Origin of the sequence: Glycocaulis albus, from assembly GCF_014639075.1 — a bacterium.
Classification (GTDB): Bacteria; Pseudomonadota; Alphaproteobacteria; order Caulobacterales; family Maricaulaceae; genus Glycocaulis; species Glycocaulis albus.
The window spans coordinates 126630-151416 of the sequence record NZ_BMFS01000006.1; the positions used below are offsets into that span (position 1 = coordinate 126630).

The 24787-nt window shown below is 63.3% G+C and carries 23 protein-coding genes; 11 read left to right on the top strand and 12 right to left on the bottom strand.

Annotation, left to right across the window (positions count from 1 at the left end):
* Positions 1–25: 25 nt before the first annotated feature.
* On the bottom strand, positions 26–592 hold the full coding sequence (locus IEV75_RS08015) for a DciA family protein (protein WP_188452039.1): 567 nt from the start codon (positions 590–592) through the stop codon (positions 26–28).
* Between the two features lie 61 nt (positions 593–653).
* Here IEV75_RS08015 and mutY point away from each other — a divergent pair, with 61 nt between their 5' ends.
* Positions 654–1706: an A/G-specific adenine glycosylase gene (gene mutY / locus IEV75_RS08020; RefSeq protein ID WP_188452040.1), complete on the top strand. Its 1053-nt coding sequence runs from the start codon at positions 654–656 to the stop codon at positions 1704–1706.
* A 129-nt stretch (positions 1707–1835) separates the two neighbouring features.
* Here the strand turns inward: mutY and IEV75_RS08025 are convergent, their stop codons facing one another.
* From IEV75_RS08025 to IEV75_RS08035, 3 genes are all read right to left on the bottom strand, one after another.
* The gene (locus tag IEV75_RS08025; protein ID WP_188452041.1) at positions 1836–2936 is read right to left on the bottom strand and encodes a site-specific DNA-methyltransferase; all 1101 of its coding nucleotides are present in this window, start codon (positions 2934–2936) and stop codon (positions 1836–1838) included.
* A 56-nt stretch (positions 2937–2992) separates the two neighbouring features.
* The gene (rnhB, locus tag IEV75_RS08030) at positions 2993–3580 is read right to left on the bottom strand and encodes a ribonuclease HII (RefSeq protein ID WP_188452042.1); all 588 of its coding nucleotides are present in this window, start codon (positions 3578–3580) and stop codon (positions 2993–2995) included.
* 212 nt (positions 3581–3792) lie between these two features.
* Positions 3793–4896: a PA0069 family radical SAM protein gene (locus IEV75_RS08035; protein ID WP_188452043.1), complete on the bottom strand. Its 1104-nt coding sequence runs from the start codon at positions 4894–4896 to the stop codon at positions 3793–3795.
* A gap of 67 nt (positions 4897–4963) precedes the next feature.
* Here IEV75_RS08035 and IEV75_RS08040 point away from each other — a divergent pair, with 67 nt between their 5' ends.
* Entirely contained in the window at positions 4964–5695 is a 732-nt protein-coding gene (locus IEV75_RS08040; protein WP_233351797.1) for a TIGR04283 family arsenosugar biosynthesis glycosyltransferase, read from the top strand.
* Complete coding sequence (locus IEV75_RS08045; protein WP_188452044.1) at positions 5692–6261, top strand: TIGR04282 family arsenosugar biosynthesis glycosyltransferase; 570 nt, start codon at positions 5692–5694, stop codon at positions 6259–6261. Before IEV75_RS08040 ends, IEV75_RS08045 begins: the two co-directional genes overlap by 4 nt.
* On the opposite strand, the gene IEV75_RS08050 is transcribed toward IEV75_RS08045, so the two are convergent.
* On the bottom strand, positions 6258–7283 hold the full coding sequence (locus IEV75_RS08050) for a hypothetical protein (protein ID WP_188452045.1): 1026 nt from the start codon (positions 7281–7283) through the stop codon (positions 6258–6260). The genes IEV75_RS08045 and IEV75_RS08050 overlap by 4 nt on opposite strands.
* A 3-nt stretch (positions 7284–7286) precedes the next feature.
* The gene (locus IEV75_RS08055) at positions 7287–8081 is read right to left on the bottom strand and encodes a uracil-DNA glycosylase (RefSeq protein ID WP_188452046.1); all 795 of its coding nucleotides are present in this window, start codon (positions 8079–8081) and stop codon (positions 7287–7289) included.
* 183 nt (positions 8082–8264) lie between these two features.
* Between IEV75_RS08055 and IEV75_RS08060 the strand changes: the two genes are divergently transcribed.
* From IEV75_RS08060 to IEV75_RS08075, 4 genes are read left to right on the top strand one after another with little or no spacing between them, the layout of a single operon-like run.
* Positions 8265–9932 carry an electron transfer flavoprotein-ubiquinone oxidoreductase gene (locus IEV75_RS08060; protein ID WP_188452047.1) on the top strand — a complete coding sequence of 556 codons (1668 nt, stop codon included), beginning with the start codon at positions 8265–8267 and terminating at the stop codon, positions 9930–9932.
* 40 nt (positions 9933–9972) lie between these two features.
* Positions 9973–11634, top strand: a complete 1662-nt coding sequence (locus IEV75_RS08065) for a tetratricopeptide repeat protein (protein ID WP_188452048.1) — start codon at positions 9973–9975, stop codon at positions 11632–11634.
* Complete coding sequence (locus IEV75_RS08070) at positions 11631–12527, top strand: 4-(cytidine 5'-diphospho)-2-C-methyl-D-erythritol kinase (protein WP_188452049.1); 897 nt, start codon at positions 11631–11633, stop codon at positions 12525–12527. The genes IEV75_RS08065 and IEV75_RS08070 overlap by 4 nt, the downstream gene beginning before the upstream one ends.
* Positions 12527–13552 (top strand): MraY family glycosyltransferase, encoded by a 1026-nt coding sequence (locus IEV75_RS08075; RefSeq protein ID WP_188452050.1) that lies wholly within the window; start codon positions 12527–12529, stop codon positions 13550–13552. Before IEV75_RS08070 ends, IEV75_RS08075 begins: the two co-directional genes overlap by 1 nt.
* Here IEV75_RS08075 and IEV75_RS08080 read toward each other — a convergent pair.
* A complete protein-coding gene (locus IEV75_RS08080) occupies positions 13549–14505 on the bottom strand; it encodes a polyprenyl synthetase family protein (RefSeq protein WP_188452110.1) in 957 nt (318 codons plus the stop codon). The genes IEV75_RS08075 and IEV75_RS08080 overlap by 4 nt on opposite strands.
* Before the next feature lie 175 nt (positions 14506–14680).
* Here IEV75_RS08080 and IEV75_RS08085 point away from each other — a divergent pair, with 175 nt between their 5' ends.
* From IEV75_RS08085 to IEV75_RS08095, 3 genes are read left to right on the top strand one after another with little or no spacing between them, the layout of a single operon-like run.
* Positions 14681–14902, top strand: coding sequence for a putative signal transducing protein (locus tag IEV75_RS08085; RefSeq protein ID WP_188452051.1), 222 nt, complete (start codon positions 14681–14683; stop codon positions 14900–14902).
* Positions 14899–15672: a tRNA1(Val) (adenine(37)-N6)-methyltransferase gene (locus IEV75_RS08090; protein ID WP_188452052.1), complete on the top strand. Its 774-nt coding sequence runs from the start codon at positions 14899–14901 to the stop codon at positions 15670–15672. The genes IEV75_RS08085 and IEV75_RS08090 overlap by 4 nt, the downstream gene beginning before the upstream one ends.
* Positions 15669–15809, top strand: a complete 141-nt coding sequence (locus IEV75_RS08095) for a hypothetical protein (RefSeq protein ID WP_188452053.1) — start codon at positions 15669–15671, stop codon at positions 15807–15809. The genes IEV75_RS08090 and IEV75_RS08095 overlap by 4 nt, the downstream gene beginning before the upstream one ends.
* Here the strand turns inward: IEV75_RS08095 and IEV75_RS08100 are convergent.
* From IEV75_RS08100 to IEV75_RS08120, 5 genes are all read right to left on the bottom strand, one after another.
* Positions 15806–16558 (bottom strand): cell wall hydrolase, encoded by a 753-nt coding sequence (locus tag IEV75_RS08100; protein WP_233351798.1) that lies wholly within the window; start codon positions 16556–16558, stop codon positions 15806–15808. The genes IEV75_RS08095 and IEV75_RS08100 overlap by 4 nt on opposite strands.
* 246 nt (positions 16559–16804) lie before the next feature.
* Positions 16805–19477 (bottom strand): pyruvate, phosphate dikinase, encoded by a 2673-nt coding sequence (gene ppdK, locus IEV75_RS08105; protein WP_188452054.1) that lies wholly within the window; start codon positions 19475–19477, stop codon positions 16805–16807.
* 68 nt (positions 19478–19545) lie between these two features.
* Positions 19546–21804, bottom strand: a complete 2259-nt coding sequence (glyS, locus tag IEV75_RS08110) for a glycine--tRNA ligase subunit beta (RefSeq protein WP_188452055.1) — start codon at positions 21802–21804, stop codon at positions 19546–19548.
* A gap of 19 nt (positions 21805–21823) precedes the next feature.
* Positions 21824–22423: a glutathione S-transferase family protein gene (locus IEV75_RS08115; RefSeq protein ID WP_188452056.1), complete on the bottom strand. Its 600-nt coding sequence runs from the start codon at positions 22421–22423 to the stop codon at positions 21824–21826.
* Entirely contained in the window at positions 22423–23304 is an 882-nt protein-coding gene (locus IEV75_RS08120) for a glycine--tRNA ligase subunit alpha (protein WP_188452057.1), read from the bottom strand. Before IEV75_RS08120 ends, IEV75_RS08115 begins: the two co-directional genes overlap by 1 nt.
* Positions 23305–23547: 243 nt before the next feature.
* On the opposite strand from IEV75_RS08120, the gene nadA reads away from it, so the two are divergent.
* The gene (gene nadA / locus IEV75_RS08125) at positions 23548–24720 is read left to right on the top strand and encodes a quinolinate synthase NadA (protein ID WP_373290520.1); all 1173 of its coding nucleotides are present in this window, start codon (positions 23548–23550) and stop codon (positions 24718–24720) included.
* The last annotated feature ends 67 nt before the right edge of the window (positions 24721–24787 follow it).

Below are 24787 nucleotides of genomic sequence, written 5' to 3' on the forward strand. Positions count from 1 at the left end.
ACAGCATTGGACAGCGAGGACGAAGCTACCCGCCCTCGCGTTCCTTCACCGCCGCCGCAAAATCGGCTAGCGCCGCCGCCAGGCGCTCTGCCGGATCGGCGGCCGGCGTGGGCAGGGGTTCGGCGCGTTTGACCACCCGGCTTGCCGCGCGGCGTACCGGCCCGGCAGGCGCAGCCAGCGAGCCCTGTACGATGCGCAGGCGTTTCGGCGTCCGGCCCGCATACTGCGCGACGCGTTCGAGTATCACGCCCGATTGCGCTTCGATCAGCGCTGCGGCAGGCCCGCGCGCCCGCACGGTCAGTGTGCCTGATTGCAGTTTTTCAGGGCTGGTCCAGCGCGCCAGTACTTCACCGACAATCGCCTCCCAGTGCTCCTCCAGCTCAGAGGCGCCGGGTCCGAAGGCCTTGGCGAGCGGACGGATCACATTGGCCAGCGCCCGCCCAGCGGGCGGCGGCGGCTTGATGGCCGGTTTCCCCCGGTGATCGACGGCCCACAGATCGGCCTGTGCCCGCGAGACGGCATCGCTTTTGGAGCGTATGCGCCTGCGCTGCGTGATTGCCTTTTGGCCGTCCTGTTTCCAGCTTTCATCCATGAGCCCAGTGTCCGCACTTCAAGACGAACCGGCAAGTCCGCGAAGCGGTGATGTGGCCGTCATGCGCGCGCGTCTTCTTGCCTGGTATGACCGGGAGGGGCGTACCCTGCCGTGGCGCATAAGGCCTGAAGAGCGCGTGGCGGGCCGCGTGGCAGACGCGTACGCCGTCTGGCTGTCGGAGATCATGCTGCAGCAGACGACAGTGGCCCATGCCGCGCCGTACTATGCGAAATTCCTGTCGCTCTGGCCGACGGTCCATGATCTTGCCGATGCGCCGCGCGAGGATGTGATGGCAGCCTGGGCGGGGCTTGGATATTACGCCCGCGCCCGCAATCTGCATGCCTGCGCGCAAGCCGTATCGCGTGAGCTGGGCGGGGTGTTCCCGTCTGACCTGGAAGGGCTTCGTGCGCTGCCTGGCATAGGCGAATACACCGCGCACGCTATCCGCGCAGCCGCCTTCAACCTGCCCGCCAGCGTGGTGGATGCCAATGTGGAGCGTGTCATCACACGGGTCTTCCGTATCGAGGCGCCGCTGCCCTCTGCCAAGCCAGACATCCGCAAACATGCGGCCAGCCTGGCTGATCCGGCCCGGCCCGGAGACTACGCACAGGCCATCATGGATCTGGGCGCGGTTATCTGCACGCCGCGCGCTCCCTCCTGCGGTGCGTGTCCGTGGGCGGCGCACTGTGCCGCGCGCGCTGCGGGCGATCAGGAACGCTATCCGGTGAAAGCCGCGAAGAAGGTCAAGCCCGTGCGCCATGGCCTCGCCTTCGTGGTCCTGCGCGGCGAGGGCGAGGGCCGCGAGGTACTGGTGCGCACCCGGCCCGACAAGGGGCTGCTGGGCGGCATGCTGGAAGTGCCGGGGACGGACTGGGTGGTGGACGCCGGGGCGTTGCCCGGCTTCTCAGAAGCCGCGCCGCTGGCGCTCAGATGGCGCGAGGCGGGCCGGATCACCCATGTCTTCACCCATTTTGAATTGCGCCTGACGGTTTTTGCCGCGCCCCTGTCGGGGGAGGCAAACCTGCCCGATGGCGCGCGCTGGGTGGGTGTGCACCCGATCCGTGCGGCAGGGCTGCCTACAGCGATGAAAAAGGCGGTGCAGGCGGCGTTGTAGGTGGATTAACTCTAGTCGACGGGAAACCTCTACACCGCGTTTCACCGGCGAAAGCCGGTGCCCAGCTTTTTTATTCCGGAGCCCGGCTTTCGTCGGGAAAATGCGAAAAGGGACTGGGAAAAGCGCCCCCTAAGCTTCCTCCATCTCTGCGCGGATGCGGCTGCGCAGCACATCGATGGGCATCAGCGTGCCATTGCGGCGGATATGCCAGAACGTCCAGCCATTGCAGGAGGGGGCACCTTGCACGGCAGCGCCTACCTGGTGGATGGAGCCGGTCTCGCCCCCACCCGTTACCGAGCCATCGGCGCGCACGCGCGCTGTGCGCCGGCCTTGCGCACAGAACAGCGTATCACCCGGCTTGATAAGGCCCGCCTCGACCACATTGCCGAACGGAATGCGGGGCAAGGACCGCTTGGAGGCGGTCACCTGCAGCGCGCTGGCATCGCCGGGGCTGATCGCCTCTATGCGCTGTCGGGCCAGCGTCACATAGTCGGCATCGGCCTCAATGCCGATAAATTTGCGGCCGAGCTTCCTCGCTACCGCGCCGGTGGTGCCGGTGCCGAAGAACGGGTCGAGCACGATCTGGCCGGGATGGGTGGTAGAGAGCAGTACGCGATGGAGCAGGCTTTCAGGCTTTTGCGTCGGGTGGGCCTTGCGGCCATCGCCCGCTTTCAGGCGCTCACCGCCCGAGCAGATCGGCAGGGTCCAGTCAGAGCGCATCTGCACGCCGTCATTCAATGATTTCATGGCGGCGTAGTTGAAGGTGACCTTGCTGGTCTTGTGTTTGGCGGCCCAGATCAGGGTCTCGTGCGCATTGGTAAAGCGCGTGCCCTTGAAATTCGGCATCGGGTTGGACTTGCGCCAGATGACATCATTGAGCACCCAGAAGCCCATATCCTGCAGGAAGGTGCCCACGCGGAAAATGTTGTGATAGCTGCCGATCGTCCACAGCGCGCCATCCTCTTTCAGGACGCGCCGCGCCTCTTCCAGCCAGCCGCAAGTGAACAGATCATACTCGTCGAACCCGCCAATCTGGTCCCAGTCATTATCGACCGCATCCACCCTGGAGTTGTCGGGGCGGTGCAGTTCACCGCCGAGCTGAAGGTTATAGGGCGGATCGGCAAAGATCAGATCCACACTGTTGTCTGGCAGGGTCTGCATGATCTCCACGCAATTCCCATGCAGGACCTGATTTATCGGCAAAACTGTTGACACCAGAGCCACCCTCATTCCTATCCGGTGCAAAAGGCTTGAAATGATACGCCTAACGAGGGGTTAAGCGCGAATCACCCTTGTGCACTTTTTTCTGCCGCATGCGCGACAGGGCGGTAGGAAAAGCGATGGATGGGGGTGGCGCCCAGCCCTTGCAGGGCATCGATATGGGCCTTTGCGCCATAGCCTTTATGGCCTTCCAGCGCGTAGCCGGGCCAGCGCAGTGCAGCCTCGATCATCAGGGCGTCGCGCACGGTTTTTGCGATGATGGAGGCGGCGGAAATCACCGGCTGGCTGCCATCACCGCCGATAATCGCCTCTGCCGGGCAGTCGAGGCGGGGCAGGCGGTTGCCATCGACCAGGACTTTATGCGGGACGAGGGGCAGGTTCCGGCAGGCGCGCGACATGGCCCGCATGGTCGCTTCGAGCACGTTTACCCGGTCAATCTCGGCGGGTTCCGCAATGCCGACACCGACCATGGCCTCGGCGCGGATGATGGCGGCCAGCGCCTCGCGGCGTCTGGCGGTCAGCTTTTTGGAATCCGCCAGTGCGGAGAGGGCAGAAAATCCCTCCGGCAGGACCACCGCTGCGGCCACGACCGGCCCAGCCAGCGGCCCGCGCCCGGCCTCGTCTATGCCTGCGATGATCTGCGCTTCTCCCATGGCGTCTTGCTAGGACGGTGCGGGGGAGGGGTAAAGGGGGAGGGAGCGAACTCTTCGTCTCAACATTGTAATGGGCTTGGCAAACAACCCGCAGGCCTCCCCAACCGGGATCCCGGCCCCCGAGCCGGGACCCATAGGAACTGTCAGCGGCTGCAAGTTTGGATCCCGGGGCAAGCCCGGGACCCCGGTAATTCTTCTCTGTCGAGGTAAAATCAAAACAAGCTCAGCTGATCGCTGTCCTTTTCCGGTACGGTAAAAAGGTCCGTGCGCAGAGGCGCCACCTTGCGCGAAAGCCCGTTCGCCCGGCAGGCCCTCTCGAAGCGGGCGCGGATCAGCTCTGCCACCGGGCCTTCGCCGCGCATCCGCGCATGGAAGCGGCTGTCATAGGCCTTGCCGCCGCGCGTGCTCTCGATCAGTCCCATGATTTTTTTGGCGGAGAGAGGGCGTTCAACCGAGAGCCATTGTCTGAACAGAGGCTCCACCTCCAGCGGCAGGCGGAGCAATACATAGCTGGCATGGTCTGCCCCGGCCTTCGCGCCGGCGCCGAGCAGGTTTTCCAGCTCGTGATCATTGAGGCCCGGTATCATGGGCGAGGTGAAAATGCTGACCGGCACGCCCGCTTCGCTCAATGCCGTGATGGCCGAGAGCCGCCGCGTGGGCGTGGAAGCGCGTGGCTCCATGGTTCTGGCCAGCTTCGCATCCAGCGTCGTCACCGAGATCGCCACATGAGCAAGGCCAAGCGCGGCCAGTTCCGATAGTAGGTCCAGATCACGCAGCACGCCTGCCGATTTGGTGATGATGCTGACCGGGTGGCGGAACGCCAGGCAGGTTTCAAGGATGGAGCGGGTAATGCGCAAATCGCGCTCCACCGGCTGGTAGGGGTCGGTATTGCTGCCCAGCGCGACCGGGCGCGGAGCATAGCCGCGCTTTGAAAACGCCTTGCGTAAAAGCTCTGCCGCGCCGGGCTTGAAAAAGATCACGCTTTCAAAGTCGAGGCCTGCCGAATAGCCCCAATAGGCATGGGTGGGCCGCGCAAAACAGTAGATGCAGCCATGCTCACAGCCCCGGTAGGGGTTCACCGACTGGTCAAAGCTGATATCCGGGCTGTCATTACTCGTGATGATGGAGCGTGCCGCATCGCGGATGAGTGTGGTCTTGATCTGGCGCGGCGGCGCTTCGCTGTGCCAGCCATCATCGACCGGCTGCGAGGTCGTGCGCTCAAACCGTCCCGAAGCGTTGGACTTTGCGCCCCTTCCAGAGGGCTGGAAGGGGGTGGGCAGGGCCTCTGACTGGCGGGCGGGGGTAATCGCGTTCATGGCAGGACGCTGACTCGAAATCTGGAACAATTCAAGAACAAAATCACATTGACGAGCGGAGCCGCGCATGCGCCTTATGGCGCGCATGAGCCATGTGATTGTTATCATTCCCGCACTGAACGCGGCCCCCTCCCTGCCGGACACGTTCGCCAGCCTGGAACCGGCCATTGCCTGCGGGCTGGTCTCGCGCTGGGTGCTGGCCGATGGCGGGTCGGGCGATGCCACGGTAAAGCTCGCCCGCGCGCGCGGATTTGATGTGGTCAAATCCCTGCCGGGGCGCGGTGTGCAGCTCGCCGCCGGGGCAGCCCGCGCGATTGAAGGCGCCGGCGAAGGCGACTGGCTGCTCTTCCTGCACGCGGACACACGGCTGGAGCCGGGCTGGGCGAAGGCGGTGAAAGCCTTCATGGCGGCGCATGCGGGCGGGGAGGTTGCGGGATATTTCCAGTTTGCGCTGGATGATGAGAGCGCGCCTGCGCGCCGTCTGGAGCGGTTTGTGGCCTGGCGCTGCGCGGCGTTCGGCCTGCCCTATGGCGATCAGGGATTGCTCATTCCGGCGCAGCTTTATGAGAGGCTTGGCGGATACCGCCTGATGCGCCTGTTTGAGGATGTGGACATCGTAAGGCGCATAGGCAGGCGCCGCCTGAAACCGGTTTCGGCGCGCGCTATCACCAGCGCCGCGCGCTTCCGCTCCGAGGGGTATCTGCGCCGCTCTGCGGCCAATCTTCTCCTGCTCGCGCGATATTTCCTCGGCGCGGACCCGGAAAAGCTGGCGCGGGCCTATGGCAGGCGGAAGGCATGAGCAAAGCGCGCCTCATCGTCTTTGCCCGCGCGCCGGTGATTGGCGGAGCCAAGACGCGCCTTGCCGCCGGTATCGGCAAGGTGATGGCGTGGCGCGCCTACCGGGCGATGACGGCCAAAACGCTTCGGGCCGTGCGCGATAATGCGCGCTGGCAGATAGTGCTGGCGGTCAGCCCGGACAGGGCCATCACCCGTGCGTTCGGCAAGGTCTGGCCGGATGATCTGATGCGCTGGCCGCAAGGGGGCGGTGATCTCGGTGCGCGGCAGGCAAGGGTGTTGGCCGGTGCTGGCCCCATCGCAATCATCGGCACCGATGCGCCCGACATTACCCGGCGCGATGTCGCGCGCGCTTTCGCCCTGCTCAAACGCCATGACGCGGTGATTGGCCCGGCGGAAGATGGCGGTTACTGGCTGCTGGCGCTTAAAGGCCCGGCCCCGCGCGGGCTGTTTGAGGGCATACGCTGGTCGAGCGCCCATACGCGCCGCGATCTTGAGATCCGCCTTCGCGCCCACGGCCTTGCCCGCATCGCGTATTTGCGCGAGCTGGCCGATGTGGATGAAGCTTAGTAGCCTGTCAGGCCCATCTCGTATCTATCAAAAAACGACTCACAGTCGCCGTCGTGGAGGTGAATGTTTGGTGTTGAGTTTTCTGATAGCGCTTTGAGTTCGGATTTAATCATATCCGATGTGTAGTCGGACTGCTTGTATATTGTTGAAAATATGTTTTCATGAACTGTAATTTTGGACTCTTTCAAAATTTTCATATTTTGCGGGTGAAAGCCAAAGCCCAAAAATATTAAATTTTTAGCTCCGTCGCAATAACTGTTTATTTTCTCTATTGTGTCAGACTCTATAGACTCTGTATATGTTTTAATTGTCTTATGGCTAGAAATAAGGTCTTCATATGTGGAGCCGTCGTTGCTTCCTCCAAAGGGCACAGCATCATGCCCCTTCATGTTGCCGATTGATCCGTATGGCCTTACCACCTTAATGGATGAAACAACTTTCCAAGCCTCATCGCCATCTAATTGAAATACTATTTTTATGGCATTGTATAAGTAGCACTCTATACATCTATCATAGTTAAAATTTACAATTACTAATTTATCTAGTGATGTTTTATATGAATTTTTCTTTGTTCCTTTTATTATGAGTGTAAAAAGTTTCTCAAGCCAGCTTCCTCTGAACCGCGCATCGAAATGGTTCACTTGATTTTGATTGAATAGATTTTTAAGTTTGGATTTTTGTTCGCTCTTTAATATACAGTAAGAAATGGCAATTTTTGCGTATGTGCTAATGCTTTTACTTTCTTCGAAGTCAATAAAGTCATCTATTGATTTCGCCGAGAGGCATGCTTGGACGACCCGGCGATATGGTTGGTCGGTGTTTAAATCAACTTGTCCGGTTCGATGAATTTGTTCAAGCAAACTCGTAAAATTTCTGTCGGTTGAATTGTTCCTGTCGGCGAAACGGTTGAAATCAACCTTTGAAATATTATGTATTTGTTCAATTAGTTCAGGTCCCACCGGCAAGTCAAAGGACTTGCTGCTTCCAGCGCCTAGAACCAGAACTGTTTTACCGTTCAGCATGCTCTAACCCAGCTCTTCCAGCTTCTCCTGCAGGCTCAGCAGATCGGCCCAGGCTTTCGCCTTTTCCTGCGGACGGCGCAGGAGGAAGGCCGGGTGGAAAATTGGCAGGGCCGGGGTGGAATGGCCCTCCACGGTCACTTGCGACCAGCGCCCGCGCAACGCCATGATCCCTTGGGGCGTTTTCAGCATGGCCTGTGTGGAGATACCGCCCGCCAGCAGGATGAGGCGCGGTTTTGCCAGCGCGATATGGCGCTCCACAAACGGGCGGCAGATCTCGATTTCCTCTGTGGAGGGCTTACGGTTTCCGGGCGGGCGCCAGAACACGACATTGGTGATGTAGGCGCTGGTTTCATCAAGGCCGATGGCGGCGAGCATGCGGTCGAGGAGTTGGCCAGAGCGGCCCACGAAAGGCAGGCCCTCGCGGTCCTCGTCCTGCCCTGGCCCTTCGCCGATCACCATCAGGGGCGCTTCGTGGTTCCCGCGCGCGAACACGGTGTTGCGGGCGGTGCGTTTCAGGTCGCACCCGTCAAAACTCTCCACGGCGGCTTTCAGCGCCGCGATGTCAGTGGCGGCACCCGCCATCGCTCTCGCGTCCTGCGCGGGCTTTTCCGGCCCCGCAGGCGCGGATTTCACCGCAGGCGCGGCCGGGGCGGCCTTACGCTCCGGTGCACTCTTGCGCAGCGCTGCGGGCGGGGCAGGGGGGATATCCACCGTGATCCCGGCATCCTCCCACCAGCCGGCCAAGCTTTTCAGCGCGGCGAGCGCATTGGCTTGGGAGGGTGGATGGTCAGGCGTCACGCAATCAGGTCCGATCCGGGTTTGAGAATTTATCCGCGCTCTGTGCTTTTTGCTGGCGTAGCCGGGCTGATGCCCTAGCTCATTTGCTAGGTGTAAGCTAAGACGGGACAGGGCCTCGCGCAAACGCTGGTGTCAAGCTGGCGCACATAATCAGCGCGGGAAGAAGAACTGACGGGAGGCGACATGGCTGACGGCGGAATCGAACGCGACGCGATGGAATACGATGTGGTGATTGCAGGCGGCGGACCGGCCGGTCTGGCGGCTGCCATCCGCATCCGGCAACTGGCCGAGTCCGAGGGCCGCGAGGTCTCTGTTGCCGTGATCGAAAAAGGTTCCGAGGTCGGCGCCCATATCCTCTCTGGTGTCGTGTTTGATCCCAAGGCGCTCGACGAGCTGTTTCCTGACTGGCGCGATGATCCGAACCAGCCTTTTGATACCGAAGTCACTGACGACAAGTTCGTGGCGCTGGGCGAGTCCGGTTCGGCGACCTTCCCCGGCTTTGCCATGCCGGGCTTCATGCACAATCATGGCTGCTATATCGGCTCGCTGGGCAATCTGTGCCGCTGGCTGGCTGAAAAGGCTGAAAGCCTGGGCGTGGAGATCTATCCCGGCTTCCCTGCTGCCTCGCTGATCGAGGAAGACGGCGTCATCAAGGGCGTTGTTACCGGCGATATGGGCGTGGCGCGTGATGGCAGTCACAAGGACATGTACCAGCCCGGCATGGAGCTGCGCGCCAAGTACACGCTCTTTGCCGAAGGCGCGCGCGGCAATCTCTCCAAGCAGCTGATCAGGCGCTTCAATCTCGATGAGGGGCGCGAGCCGCAAAAGTATGGCCTCGGCATGAAGGAGCTCTGGCGCGTGAAGCCGGAGCACCACAAGAAGGGCCTCGCCATGCACACCATGGGCTGGCCGCTTTCGAACGATACGGGCGGCGGCTCGTTCATGTATCATTTCGGCGATAATCTGGTCGCCATCGGTTTTGTGGTGCACCTCAATTACAAGAACCCGAACCTGTTCCCGTTCGGTGAGTTCCAGCGCCTGAAGACCCATCCCGATATCGCGCCGATCTTTGAGGGCGCAGAGCGCCTGTCCTATGGTGCGCGCGCGATTACAGAAGGCGGCTTCCAGTCCGTGCCGAAGCTGGCCTTCCCGGGCGGCGCGCTGATCGGCTGCTCGGCCGGCTTTGTGAACGTGCCGCGCATCAAGGGCAGCCATAACGCCATGAAGACCGGCATGCTGGCCGCAGAGGCCGCCTTTGCCGCGCTGGGCGAGAGCCGCCAGCATGATGAGCTCACCGCCTATGAGGCGGCCTATGACAAATCCTGGGTCAAGGCGGAGCTGAAGAAGGTCCGCAACGTCAAGCCGCTCTGGACCAAATGGGGCACGCTTGTGGGCGTGGCGCTGGGCGGCATGGATATGTGGACGAACCAGCTGTTCGGCTTTTCCATCTTCGGCACGATGGGCCATGGCGGCGCCGATTACGAGGCGACAAAACCCGCCGCCCAGTGCAAGCCGATCCACTATCCCAAGCCCGATGGCGTACTGACCTTCGACCGTCTCTCATCGGTATTCATCTCCAACACCAATCATGAGGAGGATCAGCCGATCCACCTCAAAGTCGCCGACATGGCGCTGCAGAAAGCCAGCGAACATGATGTCTATGGCGGGCCGTCAGCGCGCTACTGCCCGGCTGCGGTGTATGAATGGGTCGACGAGGGTGGAGAGCCCAAATTCGTGATCAACGCGCAGAACTGCGTCCACTGCAAAACCTGCGACATCAAGGATCCCAACCAGAACATCAACTGGACGACGCCAGAGGGAGCCGGTGGCCCGAACTACCCCAACATGTAGCCCGGACGCGCCGCGCAGGCGTTCCTCGCTGGCCGGTCTGATGCGCGTGGCCTTGTGCCTGCCCGTGCTGGCGGTGTCGTGTGCGCTGCCGCAAGGCCTGGTGCAGGATGAGGAGACCAGCGCATACGGCGCTTTTCTCGCTGCGCGCTATGCCGGTTCATCGCGCGAAACGGCTGAATCTTCGCGCTTTTATGCCGAGGCGTTGAGCCATGAGCCCGGCTCGCCACTGCTGTCGGAGCGCGCCTTCTACTCGGCGCTGCTGGCCGGCCAGTTCGAACGGGCGGACGGCCCTGCACGTGCTGCCGGGGATCACCCGGACGGGCTGCAGCTGGCCCATATATATCTGAAGGGCGGTGAGCTTGCCGGGCGCATACGCGGCCCGTCGGTGGAGCTCGATGATCCGTTCGGGCCTTTCGGCGCGATGGTGTCCTCCATGCTGGATGACTGGCGGCTTGTCCGGGCCGGGCGGGCATCAGAGGCTGCTGACCGGCCCGTTACGGCCTCGGCCGGGCTGACCGGGCACATCATGCTTCACAGGGGCATGATCCTGGAGGCGGCCGGGCGCATGGAGGCGGCTGACGAAGCCTATCGCGCAGCATATTCGGGCCTCGACATGGAGGGTTACACCACCATCGTCCGCGGCGGATTTTTCGAACGTCAGGGGCGGCGCGATGACGCGCGGCGTCTGTACCAGACGCATCTGAGCCGCAGCGTTGGCGAACGTGACCCCGAGGTGGCACAGGCTCTGGCGCGTCTGGATGCCGGAGGGCGCCCCCCGGCGCGGTTCACGCCGGCGCAAGGCGCGGCGCGCTCCATGTTTGCGCCTGCGGCCATGCTGAATGCTTCTGCGCCGGCGGAATATGCTGCGCTCTACCTTCGTATTGTGCAGAGCATCGACCCGGAATTTGACCGTAACACCATGCTTCTGGCAACGGTTCTCGATCGGTTGGGGCTGGAGGATGACGCGGTCGCCGCCTTCGATTCGGTGGACAGCCCGCCCTTCTTGGAGCAGGCGCGTGTAGATGCGGCGTGGACCCTGTTCCGGCGTGGTGACCAGACTGATGCGCTGGCGCGTGCGCGTGCGCTGGCCTCCGGCCAGATGGCCGAACAGCCGCGCCTGCTACTGGCCGATATCTACCGGCTGACGGGACATTGCGATGACGCGGTGGCGCTCTACGACGCGGTGCTCGAAGAGCGGGCCGCCGAGGGCCGGGAGATGGACTGGCGCCACATTTTCTATCGTGGCGTGTGCCTGCAGATTGCCGGTGACTGGGCGGGGGCGGAGGCAGGCTTCCTGCAGGCACTCGCGCTGGAACCTGACGAGGCGCGGGTCCTCAATCATCTGGGCTATAACTGGATCGTGCTGGGAGAGCGCGTCAATGAAGGTTTCGCCCTGGTGGAGCGGGCCGCCGAACTGGCGCCGGAGAACGGGGCCATTCTCGACAGTCTCGGCTGGGGGCATTTCAAGCTCGGCCGGTATGACGAGGCGGTGCAATGGCTGGAGCGTGCGGTGGAGCTTTCCCCGGCCAACGCCACCATCCACTGGCATCTGGGCGACGCCTATGCGCGGTCTGGGCGGACGCTGGAGGCTGGCTTTCAGTGGCAGCGTGCACTCGACCTGACGGCTGACCCGCGCGAGGAGGCCCTTCTGGAGCTGCGCCTTGCGCAAGGCCTGGACGGCGCGCCCGAGGACGTTGAATGAGCGAGTCCGGCCCGGGCAGGCTGACAGTCTTTGCGCCTGCGAAAATCAATCTCACCTTGCGCGTGGCTGTACCGCGGCCTGATGGCTATCACCCCTTGCAGAGCCTTGTCGTGTTTGCCGATTGGGGCGACACGCTGCATGCCAGCCCGGCCAGTGATCTCAGCCTGCAGCTGGAAGGCCCGTTTGCGCCGACGCTGGCGGATGACACCCATAATCTGGTGCTGAAGGCCGCCTGGGCATTGCGCGCTGCCGCAGACCAGCCGCAGCTTGGCGCGCGTCTGGTGCTGGACAAGCACTTGCCGGTCGCATCGGGGATGGGGGGCGGTTCGGCTGATGCGGCAGCGGCACTCAAGGTGCTCAATGATCTGTGGGAGCTGGACTTCTCCACGCGGGAACTGGCCGAGATCGGCAGCGTGGTCGGCGCGGATGTACCAGCGTGCGTGTGGTCGCGTCCCTTGCTGATGGAAGGTATTGGCGAGGGGATCAGGGTTCTGCCCGCCTGGCCGGAGCTGAACGCGGTTATCGTCAATCCGGGCGTGCCGGTATCAACGCCGGACGTATTCCGGGCGCTCGACCGGTGCGAAGACCGCACAGGATTTGGCGTGCTGTCACGCGTGCCCGTGGCGGGAGACCCGGCTGCGGCGCTGGCGCTCGCGGCAGCGGGACGCAATGATCTGGAACAGCCCGCTGTCATATTGCATCCGGTGATCGGCGATGTGCTGGCCGAACTGAACGTGTTCGACGCGGTGCGTCTGGCGCGCATGTCCGGCTCAGGCGCAAGCTGTTTTGCGCTGGTCGATGAGGCTGCAATGGCCTCGCATGTGGCGCGGGCATTGTCGGAAAGTCACCCGGACTGGATTGTCCGCCCTGTGCGGCTGGCCGGAGCGGCCTGATGGGAATGATGCTCGCCATTTGTACGCTGATCGCGGTGCTGATCAGTTTCGGTGTCGCGGCGCTTGTCTGGAGGGCCGGTGTGCTGGACATGCCAGGTCACAGATCCTTGCATGAGACGCCCACGCCGCGCGGCGGCGGGATCGGCACACTGGCGGCGGCAGGCGCGGCCTTCCTGTGGCTTGCCTTCGCGCCGGTGCCGGGCGGGAGCGCGCTCGCCATTCTTGCACTGACGGCACTAATGGGCGCGCTGGGCACGGCGGACGATATTTTTGGCCTGTCCTCGCGCACAAAGTTCGCCCTTATGGCGGTCATCGCCCTCAGCGCAGCGTGGTTCATCGGTGTGCCGGGCTATCTCGCTGTCACTGAGACTGTGTATCTCGCCCTGCCGGCCTGGGTGGCGCTGGCGGGTGCGGGCCTGTTCATTTTCGTTACGGTCAACGCCGTCAATTTCATGGACGGGTCGGACGGCATGCTGGTTGCCGGTCTCGTGCCCGGCGGGGCAGGGCTGGTGCTGGCCGGGCTGGCCACCGGCCATCTGGACACCAGCTTTGCCGGTGCCGCGCTGGCAGGCGGTCTGGCAGGCTTCCTGATACTTAACCGGCCACCCGCGAAGGTGTTTGCCGGCGATGGCGGGTCACTGACCGCAGGCGCACTCTATGCAGGCGGGGCGCTGGCAATGGCCGGATCGGGCTTTTCCGGCGCACTGTGGCTGGCTCCGCTTTTCATCCTGCCGTTTCTGGCTGATGTGCTTTTGACGATGGCGCGCCGGGCCGCTGGCAGACGGCTGGATATGGAGGCGCATCGCGAGCACCTCTACCAACGCCTCATCGCAGCCGGCTGGAGCCATGGGAGGATTGCGCTGGTCTATGCAGGCGCCAGTGCGTTGTGCGTGCTGGCAGGCCTTCTGGCACTGCAGGGTCCGCAAGGCGCGGCGTTCGCAGCATTCGCCGTGATGACGTGTGTTTTGAGTGCGCTTTATGTGCTCGCCGGGCGTTATGCCGACGGCGCATCGGCTGCGTCCTAGTAGGCGCGGTCGACGACGAATTCGGCCAGCGCCGAGAGGGCGTCTGTCCATTCATTGCGCGGGAAAACACCCAAGGCGGACTGGGCATTGGCCGCGCGGGCGCGGGCCTGCGCCAGCGTCTCGTCCAGCGCGCCATGGCGTTTGAGGATGGCAATGGCCTCGTCCAGATCGCCGTCTGTCTGGTTCTTGGCACCTAGCGTGCGGGCCCAGAATGCCTGTTCGTCGGCGCTCGCGGCTTCCAGCGCCAGCGTGACAGGCAGGGTGATCTTGCCTTCACGGAAATCATCGCCCGTATTCTTGCCCAGAAGGGCAGCAAGCCCTCCATAATCCAGCGCATCGTCTACAAGCTGGAAGGCAAGGCCCAGCTCCCGCCCATAGGTATGGAGCGCATCCTCCTCGGCCTTGGGGCGTCCGGCCAGAATGGGCGACACCTGCGCGGCGGCGGCAAACAGGGCCGCCGTCTTGGCGTCAATCACTTCCATATAGCTTTGCCGGGAAACCGCTACATCACCCACCATGGCCAGCTGGCGAACCTCGCCTTCGGCAATGATGGCGGCGGCGCGCGAGAGAACATGCAGCGCATCCAGCGAGCCGGAATCCACCATCAGCATGAAGGCCTGCGCAAACAGGAAGTCACCGACAAGCACGCTTTGCGGGTTGCCCCAGATATGGTTGGCCGATGCCTTGCCGCGCCGCAGCTCGCTCTCGTCGACCACATCGTCGTGCAGCAGGGTGGCGGTGTGGATCAGCTCCACTGCGCCAGCGAGGGCCAGATGGCCTTCGCCCTCATAGCCCAGCATACGCGCGCTGGCGATGGTGATGAGAGGGCGGATACGCTTGCCGCCAGCCTTGACCAGCCAGGCGGCCAGTTCCGGGATCAGCTCCACCGGGCTTGCCATGCGTTCGCTCAGCAGGGCCTCCACGCGCGGCATGTCGTCCCCGGCCAGCGCCATCAGCGTGGACACAGGATCGGCTATCGCCTGCGGCGTGTCTGTCAGGGGCAGTCCGTTCACGATGGGCGGTACTCTTGCTAAGCGCGGGTTCGAGCCGCCACAATAGAAATGCGCTAACGTGTCAGCAAGCGCAGGACACTGCGGCCAATGAACCCGTTTCATCAGGAGATAGTGCGTGATCGAGATAGAGACCACCAACGATCCGGTAAAGCTGTCTTTCATTGAAGCTGTGCTCAAGGATGCGGGCATCAGGGCGGTGGTGCTGGACGCGGAGACAGCCGGTATGTTTGGCGGCGCGCTGCCCTGGGTGAAGCGGCGTGTGCTGGTGCCTGACGAACAGGCGGACAAGGCGCGCCGCCTTCTGGCCGATGCGCTGGGCAAAACGGACAGGGCATGAGCGCTGTCGCCTCGGGCGAGGCTGAAATCAGCCGGTCTACCCTGCACGACGGACGCGTGATGCTGGATCAGCCCGTCAAGGGCTATCGCGCCGGGCTGGACGCTGTCCTGCTGGCGGCGGCGCTGGAACTGCGCCCCGGCGCTCAGGCGTGCGAGTTCGGCTGCGGGGCAGGGGCGGCGCTGCTGTGCGCGGCGCGGCTGAACCCTGATGCGCGCTTCACAGCGTTCGAGAAAGATCAGGCCATGGCGGGCCTGGCATCAGCAAACACTGCCCTGAACGGCTATGAGGGCCGCATCGCGATAGAGACGGGCGATGCGCTGGCGCTGGCCGGAACCGCCCGGTTTGATGCGGTATTCTTCAACCCGCCCTTTTTCGATGATGAAAGCGCCCTGCGGCCGCCCGCGGCGGAAAAACGCAATGCCTGGATCAGCGATGCGCCGCTGGAGGACTGGATCGGTGCCGGCCTGAAGGCGCTGCGCCCCAGAGGCCAGCTGGTCATCATTCACCGTGCCGATCGGCTGGGCGATATGCTGGCACGTTTCAAGGGCCGTGCAGGTGATATCGGTGTGTTGCCGGTTCATCCGCGTGCCGGCGAACCGGCCAAGCGGGTGATTGTGCGGGCGGTGAAGGCCAGCCGTGCGCCCTTGCGCATATTGCCGGGCCTGATCGTGCATGGCGGTGAGGGGGAGCGCTTCACACTGCAGGCGAAGGCGGTGCTGACGGGCGAGGCGCGCCTGTGCCTTCATTCGCCGGAGAGGAGACGGCCTTGATCGAACTGACCATCGGCCTTGTCGTGCTGGCCATCATCTTCGCGCTGATATTCGGCCGCAATGCCCGCCAGAAACGCGAACGGGCCGCTGAAGCGGCCCGCAAAGCGGTTGAAAACCGGCTGGAGAACCGGGACTAGACGCCGCGGTCGATGAGATCACGCTCGGCGCGGTTCGGCATGCGGTAGAAGATGTGATAGCCGATCCGGCGCGTCTGCACGAGGCTGGAGGACCAGCGCGGATTGACGCTCGCCGTGTGGAAATGGGTGGCAGAGCGCGTCACCTGCGGGGCGAAGCCCAGCATGGCGTGCTTGGCGACCAGCTGTGACTGGCGCCAGGCGCGGCCACGTGGCGCGCGCTCGGTTGAGCCGTCGCAGGCGAAGCTGAACTGGCAGCCGGTCTGACGCTCGGAGCCCTGATACACCACACCGCATATATTGTCGGGATAGGCGCGGTGGCGGACGCGGTTCAGCACTACTTCGGCCACGGCCATCTGACCGCTGAGATTCTCGCCGCGTGCTTCGTAATAGACCGCTTCGGCCAGGCAGTTCTGCTGACGGCGGGCATCGCGGGCCATTGCGAGGTGGCTGAGGTCAAATGTCTGCAGATCGTCCAGCGACCGGCCATTGACCTGCGGAACCATATCGCTGTCTGAAGCGTCGATAGTGAAGGACGCCGTCTGGAACAGGGCCTCGCCCTCTTCCCAGCTGCCTTCAAGCGCGCTGTCGAGATAGCGTTCCGCAATGGACGACCACAGCGCATTGTCTGCGCGTGCGGACATCTCGCCGCTGACGAGCGGCAATGCGGACATCAGACCGATTGTGGCCGCCACGCCTGAAAGACGCGCAAACCCTGACAACGCTGAACGCAATTGCGTCGCGATAGCCATGCATACCTCTTCTTCCGCCTTGCCGTTCGGGTGCGCGGTGTGCATGTCCCCCATGCAATCTGCGCGCCAGACCGAGCGTTAGAGACGGCACACATAGGGTGCCCGCTTCGGTTAGCAAGGTGTGAACGAAATCTCCCGCATGCATACTCAAGTGCGCAGGCGCGGTCAACCGCTCTGCACTGCCTGTTAACTATAGCCACAATTCCGCCCAACTTCAGTATTGAGCAAGTGGATATGCAATGCAGATCAGTCTTGCTTTGCCTTGAGTGCGGCCTGTGCCGCCGCCAGGCGGGCAATCGGAACACGATAAGGTGAACACGACACGTAATCGAGGCCGACCGACTCGCAGAATCGAATCGAGGCCGGGTCACCGCCATGTTCCCCGCAAATTCCGAGCTTTAGCTCGGGCCGGGCGGCGCGTCCGCGTTCCACGCCGATGCGGATGAGGTCGCCAACGCCGTCCTGGTCGATGGATACGAACGGATCGCGCTCGAAAATCTGTGCTTCCAGATATGCCCCCAGAAACTTGCCGGCATCGTCGCGCGAGAGGCCGAACGTGGTCTGGGTCAAGTCATTCGTGCCGAAGGAGAAGAATTCGGCAAATTCCGCGATATCGCCGGCCCGCAGCGCCGCGCGCGGAAGTTCGATCATGGTACCGATGAGATACACCGGAGCGACGCCCGTTTCGCGTTCCACATTACGGGCCACGGCGGCCACGCGGACTTTCAGGATTTCCAGTTCCCTGGCAGTCGCAACCAGCGGAATCATTACTTCGGCCACGGGTTTGAAGCCGGTTTCTTTCTCCACAAGGGCCTGCGCCTCGAAGATGGCGCGTGCCTGCATCTCGTAGATTTCAGGATAGGTGATGCCGAGGCGGCAGCCGCGATGGCCCAGCATCGGGTTGGTTTCAGCCAGCGCCCGCGCCCGCTCCATCAGCGCGTCGGCCGGCAGGCCGGTCGCTTCGGAGACCGCTTTCACGTCTTCCTCATTGTGGGGGAGGAATTCGTGCAGGGGCGGATCAAGCAGGCGGATCGTGCAGGGGCGCTCCTCCATGATGCGGAAAATCTCAGCAAAATCATCGCGCTGCATGGGCAGGATCTTGGCCAGCGCATTGATGCGCCCGTCCTGATCCTCGGAGAGGATCATCTCGCGTACCGCCGCGATGCGGTCTGCATCGAAGAACATGTGCTCGGTGCGGCACAGCCCGATGCCTTCGGCCCCGAACTCCTTGGCGGTCTGCACGTCAGCCGGCGTTTCGGCATTGGTGCGCACCTTCATGCGGCGGGCCTTGTCGGCCCAGCCCATCAGCTTGCCGAAATCGCCGGTCAGCTCCGGCTTGATCATTTTCGCTTCGCCGAACAGAACCTCGCCGGTAGCGCCATCGACCGTGATCATGTCGCCATCGGTGATGGTGCGACCGCGCGCGGTGAACTGCTTCTTGCCCGCATCGATGCGGATCTCGCCCGCACCCGAAACGCAAGGCCGGCCCATGCCGCGCGCGACGACCGCAGCGTGGCTGGTCATGCCGCCGCGCGCTGTCACGATGGCCTGGGCTGCGTGCATGCCGTGAATGTCTTCAGGGCTTGTTTCGACGCGTACCAGGATCACCTTCTCGCCAAGGCTCGCGCGGTGTTCGGCCTCATCGGAATCAAATACCGCCCGGCCCGATGCCGCGCCCGGAGAGGCCGGCAGGCCCTTGGCGATGACGTCGCGCTTGTAATCCTCGGCGATGGTCGGGTGGAGCAGCTGGTCGAGCGCAGACGGGTCCACGCGCAAGACCGCCTCTTCCTGCGTAATCAGGCCGTCATCGACCATGTCGCAGGCGATTTTCAGCGCCGCGCGCGCGGTACGCTTGCCGTTGCGGGTCTGCAGCATCCACAGGCGGCCCATTTCCACCGTGAACTCGATGTCCTGCATGTCGCGGTAATGGCGCTCCAGCGTGTCGAAGACCTTTGCCAGCTCCCCATAGACTTCCGGCAGGGCCTCCTCCATGGAGGGCTGATTATCGCCCATCTTCTCGCGCATGGTCTTGGTCAGGCATTGCGGGGTGCGGATGCCCGCCACCACGTCCTCTCCTTGCGCATTGATCAGGAATTCGCCGTAATAGCCGCGCTCGCCGGTGGACGGGTCGCGGGTGAACGCCACGCCCGTGGCCGAACTGTCGCCCATATTGCCGAACACCATGGCCTGCACGTTGACAGCGGTGCCCCAGCTGGCGGGGATGTCGTACATGCGCCGGTAGGTGATGGCCCGGTCATTCATCCAGCTGCCGAACACGGCGCCCATCGCGCCCCAGAGCTGGTCGCGCGGATCGCTGGGGAAGGGCTCGCCCAGCGCGGATTTCACAGCCCGCTTGTAGTCAGCGATGATCTCTTCCCAGCCATCGGCGTCAATTTCTGTGTCGAGCTGGAAGTCGTGCTCTTCCTTGTAGCGCTCGAGGATTTCCTCAAACTCGGCATGGGGCACGCCCAGCACCACGTCCGAATACATGGTGATGAAGCGGCGATAGCTGTCGAGCGCAAAGCGGCGGTCACCCGAAAGCTTGGCGAGGCCTTCAGCCGTCTCGTCATTGAGGCCCAGATTGAGGACGGTATCCATCATGCCCGGCATGGAGGCGCGAGCACCCGAACGCACCGACACCAGCAGCGGATTGGCCGGATCGCCAAACGTCTTGCCGACCTTTGTCTCCAGCGCGGCGAGCGCCTCTTCCACCTGGCCTTCCAGCTCGGCCGGATAGGCGCGCTCATTGGCGTAATAGGCGGTGCACACTTCGGTGGTCAGGGTGAAGCCCGGCGGGACAGGCAGGCCGAGGCGCGCCATCTCGGCAAGGTTGGCGCCCTTGCCCCCTAAAAGCGCGCGCGCATCGCCGGTCATCTCATCGGCTGCGCCGCCGCCAAAGGCATAAACCCATTTCGTCATCGCCAGTGTACTCGCTCTTTCTCAAATCCGCCGCGCCGGGGCGGTCATGTGATGTGCCGGGCGCCTGCTTAGCCTTCCAGCCTGTCAAAGTCAGCCACGGCCTGTACCGCCGCGCGGATGCGCGACAATAGAACAAGTCTGTTGCGCCGCAACATGGGATCGTCTGCATTCACCGTAACCGCCTCGAAGAAGGCATCAACCGGCGCACGCAAAGAGGCCAGCGCCCGCATGGCGCTTTCAAACTTTTCCGCCTCCAGCGCGGCGCGTGCGGCGGGCTCTGCCGTCATCAGCGCGTCGGCCAGCGCCGTTTCGGCAGGCTCGACAAGAGCCTTGGTGTCAGGTGAGCCGTCATAGATCTCACCGTCCTTCTTTTCCTCGATTTTCAGGATGTTGGCCGCGCGCCGGTAACCGGCCAGCAGCGCCGCGCCGTCCTCGGTGTCGAGGAAGGCCTGCAGCGCGCGCGATTTCGCGGTGACGCGCACAAGGTCATCATCGACAGTCCCATCAAGGCGGGGCGCAAACACCGCATCGATCACGTCGTGGCGTATGCCCTCATCGCGGAGGTGGACTTTCAGGCGGTCAGCGAAGAAGGAGAGGAGGTCAGGGGCAAGGTCGGACGAGATGTTCGTTGTGTTATATGGAACCGCCAGCAAGTCGGAGTAGGCTCGATCTCCCTCGCGAATTTGATCCGCTTCGAACTCAACCCCGATGCGTTCAATAAGGGCCGTCGCTGTTTGCTCGTCGCCGCGGGTGGCGGCCAGATGAATTGCGTCGAAGACAACGCGGCCGAAGGCCATCTGGAGAATATAAGAGCGGTTCCGGCCAGAATAGGCCGTAAGCGCCAACCGGATATTGCTCTCCATCAATATCCTAATTACCCCCAGCGCCGCGCGTCTCAGCGCAAACGGGTCTTTCGAGCCGGTGGGTTTTTCATCAATCGCCCAGAAGCCGACCAGCGTATCGAGCTTGTCGGCAAGCGCGACAGCGGCGCTGACCGGGGCTGTCGGCACCGCGTCGGACGGACCTTGTGGCTTGTAGTGATCGCGGATGGCATCGGCGATCTCGGCCGGTTCGCCCGCCGCCAGCGCATAATAGCGCCCCATCACGCCCTGCAGCTCGGGGAACTCATAGACCATCTGGCTGACGAGATCGGCCTTGGCGAGCTTCGCCGCGCGGTATGCCAGCTCCCGGTCTGCGCCCACGGCAGGCGCGAGTTCGCGCGCGAGCGCGGCGACCCGCTCCACCTTGTCGGCCAGCGTGCCGAGCTTTTCGTGGAAGGTGACCTTGGAAAGCTCTCCCGCCATCGCGTCGAGGCCGCGCTTGCGGTCGAGGTTCCAGAAATGGCGGGCATCAGACAGGCGCGCGGAGACGACGCGGGCCGCGCCATGGGCAATCGCCTTGCCGCCATCGCTCGCGTCCTGATTGGCGATTTTTACAAATTTCGGGGCGATGGCGCCCGTCTTCGGGTCACGCACCGCAAAGTATTTCTGGTGCACCTTCATGGTGAGCGCGATGACTTCGGCCGGCAGGTCCAGGAAGGCAGGGTCGATCTCGCCCAGCACCGCGACCGGCCATTCGGCAAGCCCCGTTACCTCGGCAAGCAGGCCCTCATCCTCGATCAGCTCAAGACCGGCATCCGCGCAGACGCGCTTTGCCCCCTCGAGGATGATGGCGGAGCGCTCGGCGCGCGTCAGCACCACGCCATTATCGCGCAAACGTGCCGCGTAATCGGCATAGTCCTTCACCGCGAAGACGCGGCTCTCTTTGGAGTGAATCCGGTGGCCTTCGGTGAGGTTTGCCGCCTCGATACCGAACACGGTGAGCGGCACGACCGCGCCATCGAGCAGGCAGATGATGCGATGCAGCGGACGCACCCAGCGCTGGGCCTTCTCGCCCTCACCAAACTTCATCGATTTTGGCCAGAGGAAGCTCCGGATCGCGGCTTCCAGCGCCTCGGCAATCACCTCAGCCGCATCGCGGCCCGGCTTTTCGATCAATGCGACATAGAAATCACCCTTGGGGGTGTTGTCTATGCGGCACTGGTCGAGGCTTTCCAGCCCCGCTCCCCGCAGGAAGCCTTCAACCGCCTTGTCGGGCGAGCCGACGCGCGGGCCCTTGCGCTCCTCGCTTACGTCTGCCGTGCGGGCAGGGACGCCTTCGGCCACAAGGCCGATCCGGCGTGGACCGGAGAAGGTTTCAAGGCTGTCAAAGCCAAGGCCCGCTGCCTTGAACGCCTCGCCCATCAGCCGGGCAAGGTCGTCTTCGGCGCGCGCCTGCATGCGGGCCGGAATTTCCTCGCAGAAAAGTTCGATCAGAAGCTGGGCCAAGGGTTTAGCGTTCCGGTTCTTACTGGTTGCTGGCCTGCATGCGGGCATAGGCGGGCCGCGCGTGCAGGCGGGTGATGTAATCGTCAATGCGCGGATTGTCCGGCATCAGCTTGAAATGTTTGAGCCAGCCGAGCGCGCCGCCGATCAGGATATCGGCTGCCGAGAAGCGCTCGCCCAGCAGATAGGGGCCGTTTTCCAGCGCCGTCTCGATCAGCGTGATCACCGTCTCCCACTCGCCCCAGCCGACCGTGCGCGGATCGACATCGAGATTTTGCGCCTTGGTCACGATGGCCGGTTCCAGCACGCCGGGGCGGAACACGCTCCAGTAGAGATAATCGGCGCGCAGCGGATCACCGATAGCGGGCGCCAGGCCCGCTTGCGGGAACTCATCACAGAGGTAAAGCGAGATCGCGGCCATCTCGGTCAGCGTCTTGCCGTTATGGCGGATGGCGGGCACCTTGCCGGCCGGATTTACTTTAAGGAATTCCGCCTCGCGCGTTTCCCCGCCGAATACGTCAACTTTGCGCAGCTCGTAAGGCACGCCCAGCTCTTCCACCAGCCAGACCGTGCCGGTGGAGCGGGTGTTGGGACCATGCCAGACGATGAGGTCAGCGGCCATCACGCGGCCTCGCGTTTCTGCTGTTCCACCCAGGCCTGCGCGCAGCCCTTGGCGAGCTCGCGCACCCGCGCGATCCAGCTGGCACGCTCGGCGACCGAAATCGCGCCGCGCGCATCGACCAGGTTGAACAAATGGGAGGCCTTCAGGCACCAGTCATAGGCGGGCAGGGGCAGGGGCGTCGGCAGGTTTAGCAGCGCCATGCACTGCTTCTCCGCGCCCTTGAACCATTCGATCAACATGCCGGTATCGGCGTGTTCGAAATTGAAGGCCGAGTGCTGGCGCTCGTTTTCAAGGAACACATCGCCGTAGGTGAGGCCAGCCCCGTTGAAATCGAGATCGTAGACATTCTCCACGCCCTGCACATACATGGCGAGGCGTTCCAGCCCATAGGTCAGCTCGCCGGAGACAAGCTCTACATCGAGCCCGCCAACCTGCTGGAAATAGGTGAACTGGCTGACCTCCATCCCGTCGCACCAGACCTCCCAGCCAAGGCCCCACGCGCCGACGGTCGGGTTCTCCCAGTCATCCTCCACAAAGCGCACATCGTGCAGCTTGCGGTCGATGCCCAGAGCATCGAGCGAGCCGAGATAAAGGTCCTGAATATCGGCCGGGCAGGGCTTTAGAAGCACCTGGAACTGGTAATAGTGCTGCAGCCGGTTGGGGTTCTCGCCATAGCGCCCGTCGCCCGGACGGCGCGAGGGCTGCACATAGGCCGCCCGCCACGGTTTGGGCCCCAGCGAGCGCAGCGTGGTGGCCGGGTGCAAAGTGCCGGCGCCGACTTCGGTGTCATAGGGCTGGAGAATGGCGCAGCCCTGATCGGCCCAGTAGTGCTGGAGCGTCAGGATCAGCTCCTGAAAGGACGGGGCTTTTTGCTCGGCCATGACACATGTTTCCGGCGGGGTTTGAAATCGGGCGCGAACCTAGGCGCGCCCGCGCCCGCAATCAAGCCGCAGATCAGGCGGTGTCAGGCGCTGTCATCGGGTGCGGAAAGGCACTCACACCCCCCTGCAAGAAAACTGTCTTGCATCCCCCCTTGCCCGGGCGTAGAAACACCCCACCTTAGGCTCACAAAGAGCATAACGGCGTGACCGGTAAACGGCCCGCCGATTTTCTGGCCCCACCAAATGCTCAGTTTGAGCATAAGGGTGCAGCAGAGGACGGACGCGATGGACCGCCACGACCCGACCACCCGCCCTGAGGAAGCCGCAGTGCCTTGGCCTGACGCCGGTGCGCTGGTCTATGATGCGGGGGTGAAGGCGCGCACCGATCACCTTTACGAGAAGGTGAAATCGGTGGTGACGCCGATGGAATGGCCGCTGCACGCGCCGCTGATCGATGCGATCAACCGGCTGAAAGCCGAGCGCGGCGCCGTCATCCTCGCCCACAATTACATGACCGCCGACATCTTCCACACGGTGGGCGATATCATGGGCGACTCGCTCAAGCTCGCGCAGGAAGCGGCCAGGACCGAGGCCAGCGTGATCGTGCAGGCGGGCGTGCACTTCATGGCAGAGACGGCGAAAATCCTGTCGCCGGAAAAGACCGTGCTGATCCCGGATGAACGGGCGGGCTGTTCGCTGGCCGCTTCGATCAATGGCGCCAATGTGCGCGCCATCCGCGAGGCCTATCCCGATTATCCGATCGTCACCTATGTGAACACCTCGGCCGAGGTGAAGGCGTATTCGGATATCTGCTGCACCTCGTCCAACGCCGTGCAGGTGGTCGAGGCCGTCGCGGCGGAATGGAATACCGACACCGTGATCCTGATCCCGGACGAGTATCTGGCCAAGAATGTCGCCAGCCAGACCGGCATCCGCATCCTCACCTGGAAGGGCTCTTGCGAGGTGCATGAGCAGTTCACGGTAGAGGATATCGAGGCCCTGCGTGCCGCCCACCCCGAGGCCATGATCATCACGCATCCTGAGTGTCCGCCGGATGTTCTCAAAGCCGCTGACTTTGCTGGCTCTACCGGCGCGATGGCGGCCTATGTGAAAGATCATCAGCCGCAGACCGCGATCCTCATAACCGAGTGCTCGATGAGCGATAATGTGGCGGTGGAAAATCCGGGCGTGAACTTTGTAAAGCCCTGCAATCTGTGCCCGCACATGAAGCGCATCACGCTCAAGGGCATCTATGAGGCGCTGCGCGACATGAAGCACGAGGTCCATGTCGACCCGGTGATCGCCGCGCGCGCCAAGGCCAGCGTCGATGCCATGCTGGCGCTGCCCTCGCTGGGCAAACCGCCTGCCTTCGATACCAGCAAGCCTGCCGTCGCGATCCCCTATGTGAGGGTTTAGAGCCCCACTTTATTTGTTTTCCCGGCGTAAGCCGGGACCCAGAAAAGCTGGGCACCGGCTTACGCCG

Excerpts from the sequence above, each read along its gene's own strand:
- IEV75_RS08015 (WP_188452039.1), bottom strand. The coding sequence starts at position 592 with ATGGATGAAAGCTGGAAACAGGACGGCCAAAAGGCAATCACGCAGCGC.
- mutY (WP_188452040.1), top strand. The coding sequence starts at position 654 with ATGCGCGCGCGTCTTCTTGCCTGGTATGACCGGGAGGGGCGTACCCTG.
- IEV75_RS08025 (WP_188452041.1), bottom strand. The coding sequence starts at position 2,936 with ATGAGGGTGGCTCTGGTGTCAACAGTTTTGCCGATAAATCAGGTCCTG.
- rnhB (WP_188452042.1), bottom strand. The coding sequence starts at position 3,580 with ATGGGAGAAGCGCAGATCATCGCAGGCATAGACGAGGCCGGGCGCGGG.
- IEV75_RS08035 (WP_188452043.1), bottom strand. The coding sequence starts at position 4,896 with ATGAACGCGATTACCCCCGCCCGCCAGTCAGAGGCCCTGCCCACCCCC.
- IEV75_RS08040 (WP_233351797.1), top strand. The coding sequence starts at position 4,964 with ATGCGCCTTATGGCGCGCATGAGCCATGTGATTGTTATCATTCCCGCA.
- IEV75_RS08045 (WP_188452044.1), top strand. The coding sequence starts at position 5,692 with ATGAGCAAAGCGCGCCTCATCGTCTTTGCCCGCGCGCCGGTGATTGGC.
- IEV75_RS08050 (WP_188452045.1), bottom strand. The coding sequence starts at position 7,283 with ATGCTGAACGGTAAAACAGTTCTGGTTCTAGGCGCTGGAAGCAGCAAG.
- IEV75_RS08060 (WP_188452047.1), top strand. The coding sequence starts at position 8,265 with ATGGCTGACGGCGGAATCGAACGCGACGCGATGGAATACGATGTGGTG.
- IEV75_RS08065 (WP_188452048.1), top strand. The coding sequence starts at position 9,973 with ATGCGCGTGGCCTTGTGCCTGCCCGTGCTGGCGGTGTCGTGTGCGCTG.
- IEV75_RS08070 (WP_188452049.1), top strand. The coding sequence starts at position 11,631 with ATGAGCGAGTCCGGCCCGGGCAGGCTGACAGTCTTTGCGCCTGCGAAA.
- IEV75_RS08075 (WP_188452050.1), top strand. The coding sequence starts at position 12,527 with ATGGGAATGATGCTCGCCATTTGTACGCTGATCGCGGTGCTGATCAGT.
- IEV75_RS08080 (WP_188452110.1), bottom strand. The coding sequence starts at position 14,505 with ATGGCGCTGGCCGGGGACGACATGCCGCGCGTGGAGGCCCTGCTGAGC.
- IEV75_RS08090 (WP_188452052.1), top strand. The coding sequence starts at position 14,899 with ATGAGCGCTGTCGCCTCGGGCGAGGCTGAAATCAGCCGGTCTACCCTG.
- IEV75_RS08100 (WP_233351798.1), bottom strand. The coding sequence starts at position 16,558 with ATGGCTATCGCGACGCAATTGCGTTCAGCGTTGTCAGGGTTTGCGCGT.
- ppdK (WP_188452054.1), bottom strand. The coding sequence starts at position 19,477 with ATGACGAAATGGGTTTATGCCTTTGGCGGCGGCGCAGCCGATGAGATG.
- IEV75_RS08115 (WP_188452056.1), bottom strand. The coding sequence starts at position 22,423 with ATGGCCGCTGACCTCATCGTCTGGCATGGTCCCAACACCCGCTCCACC.
- IEV75_RS08120 (WP_188452057.1), bottom strand. The coding sequence starts at position 23,304 with ATGGCCGAGCAAAAAGCCCCGTCCTTTCAGGAGCTGATCCTGACGCTC.
- nadA (WP_373290520.1), top strand. The coding sequence starts at position 23,548 with ATGCTCAGTTTGAGCATAAGGGTGCAGCAGAGGACGGACGCGATGGAC.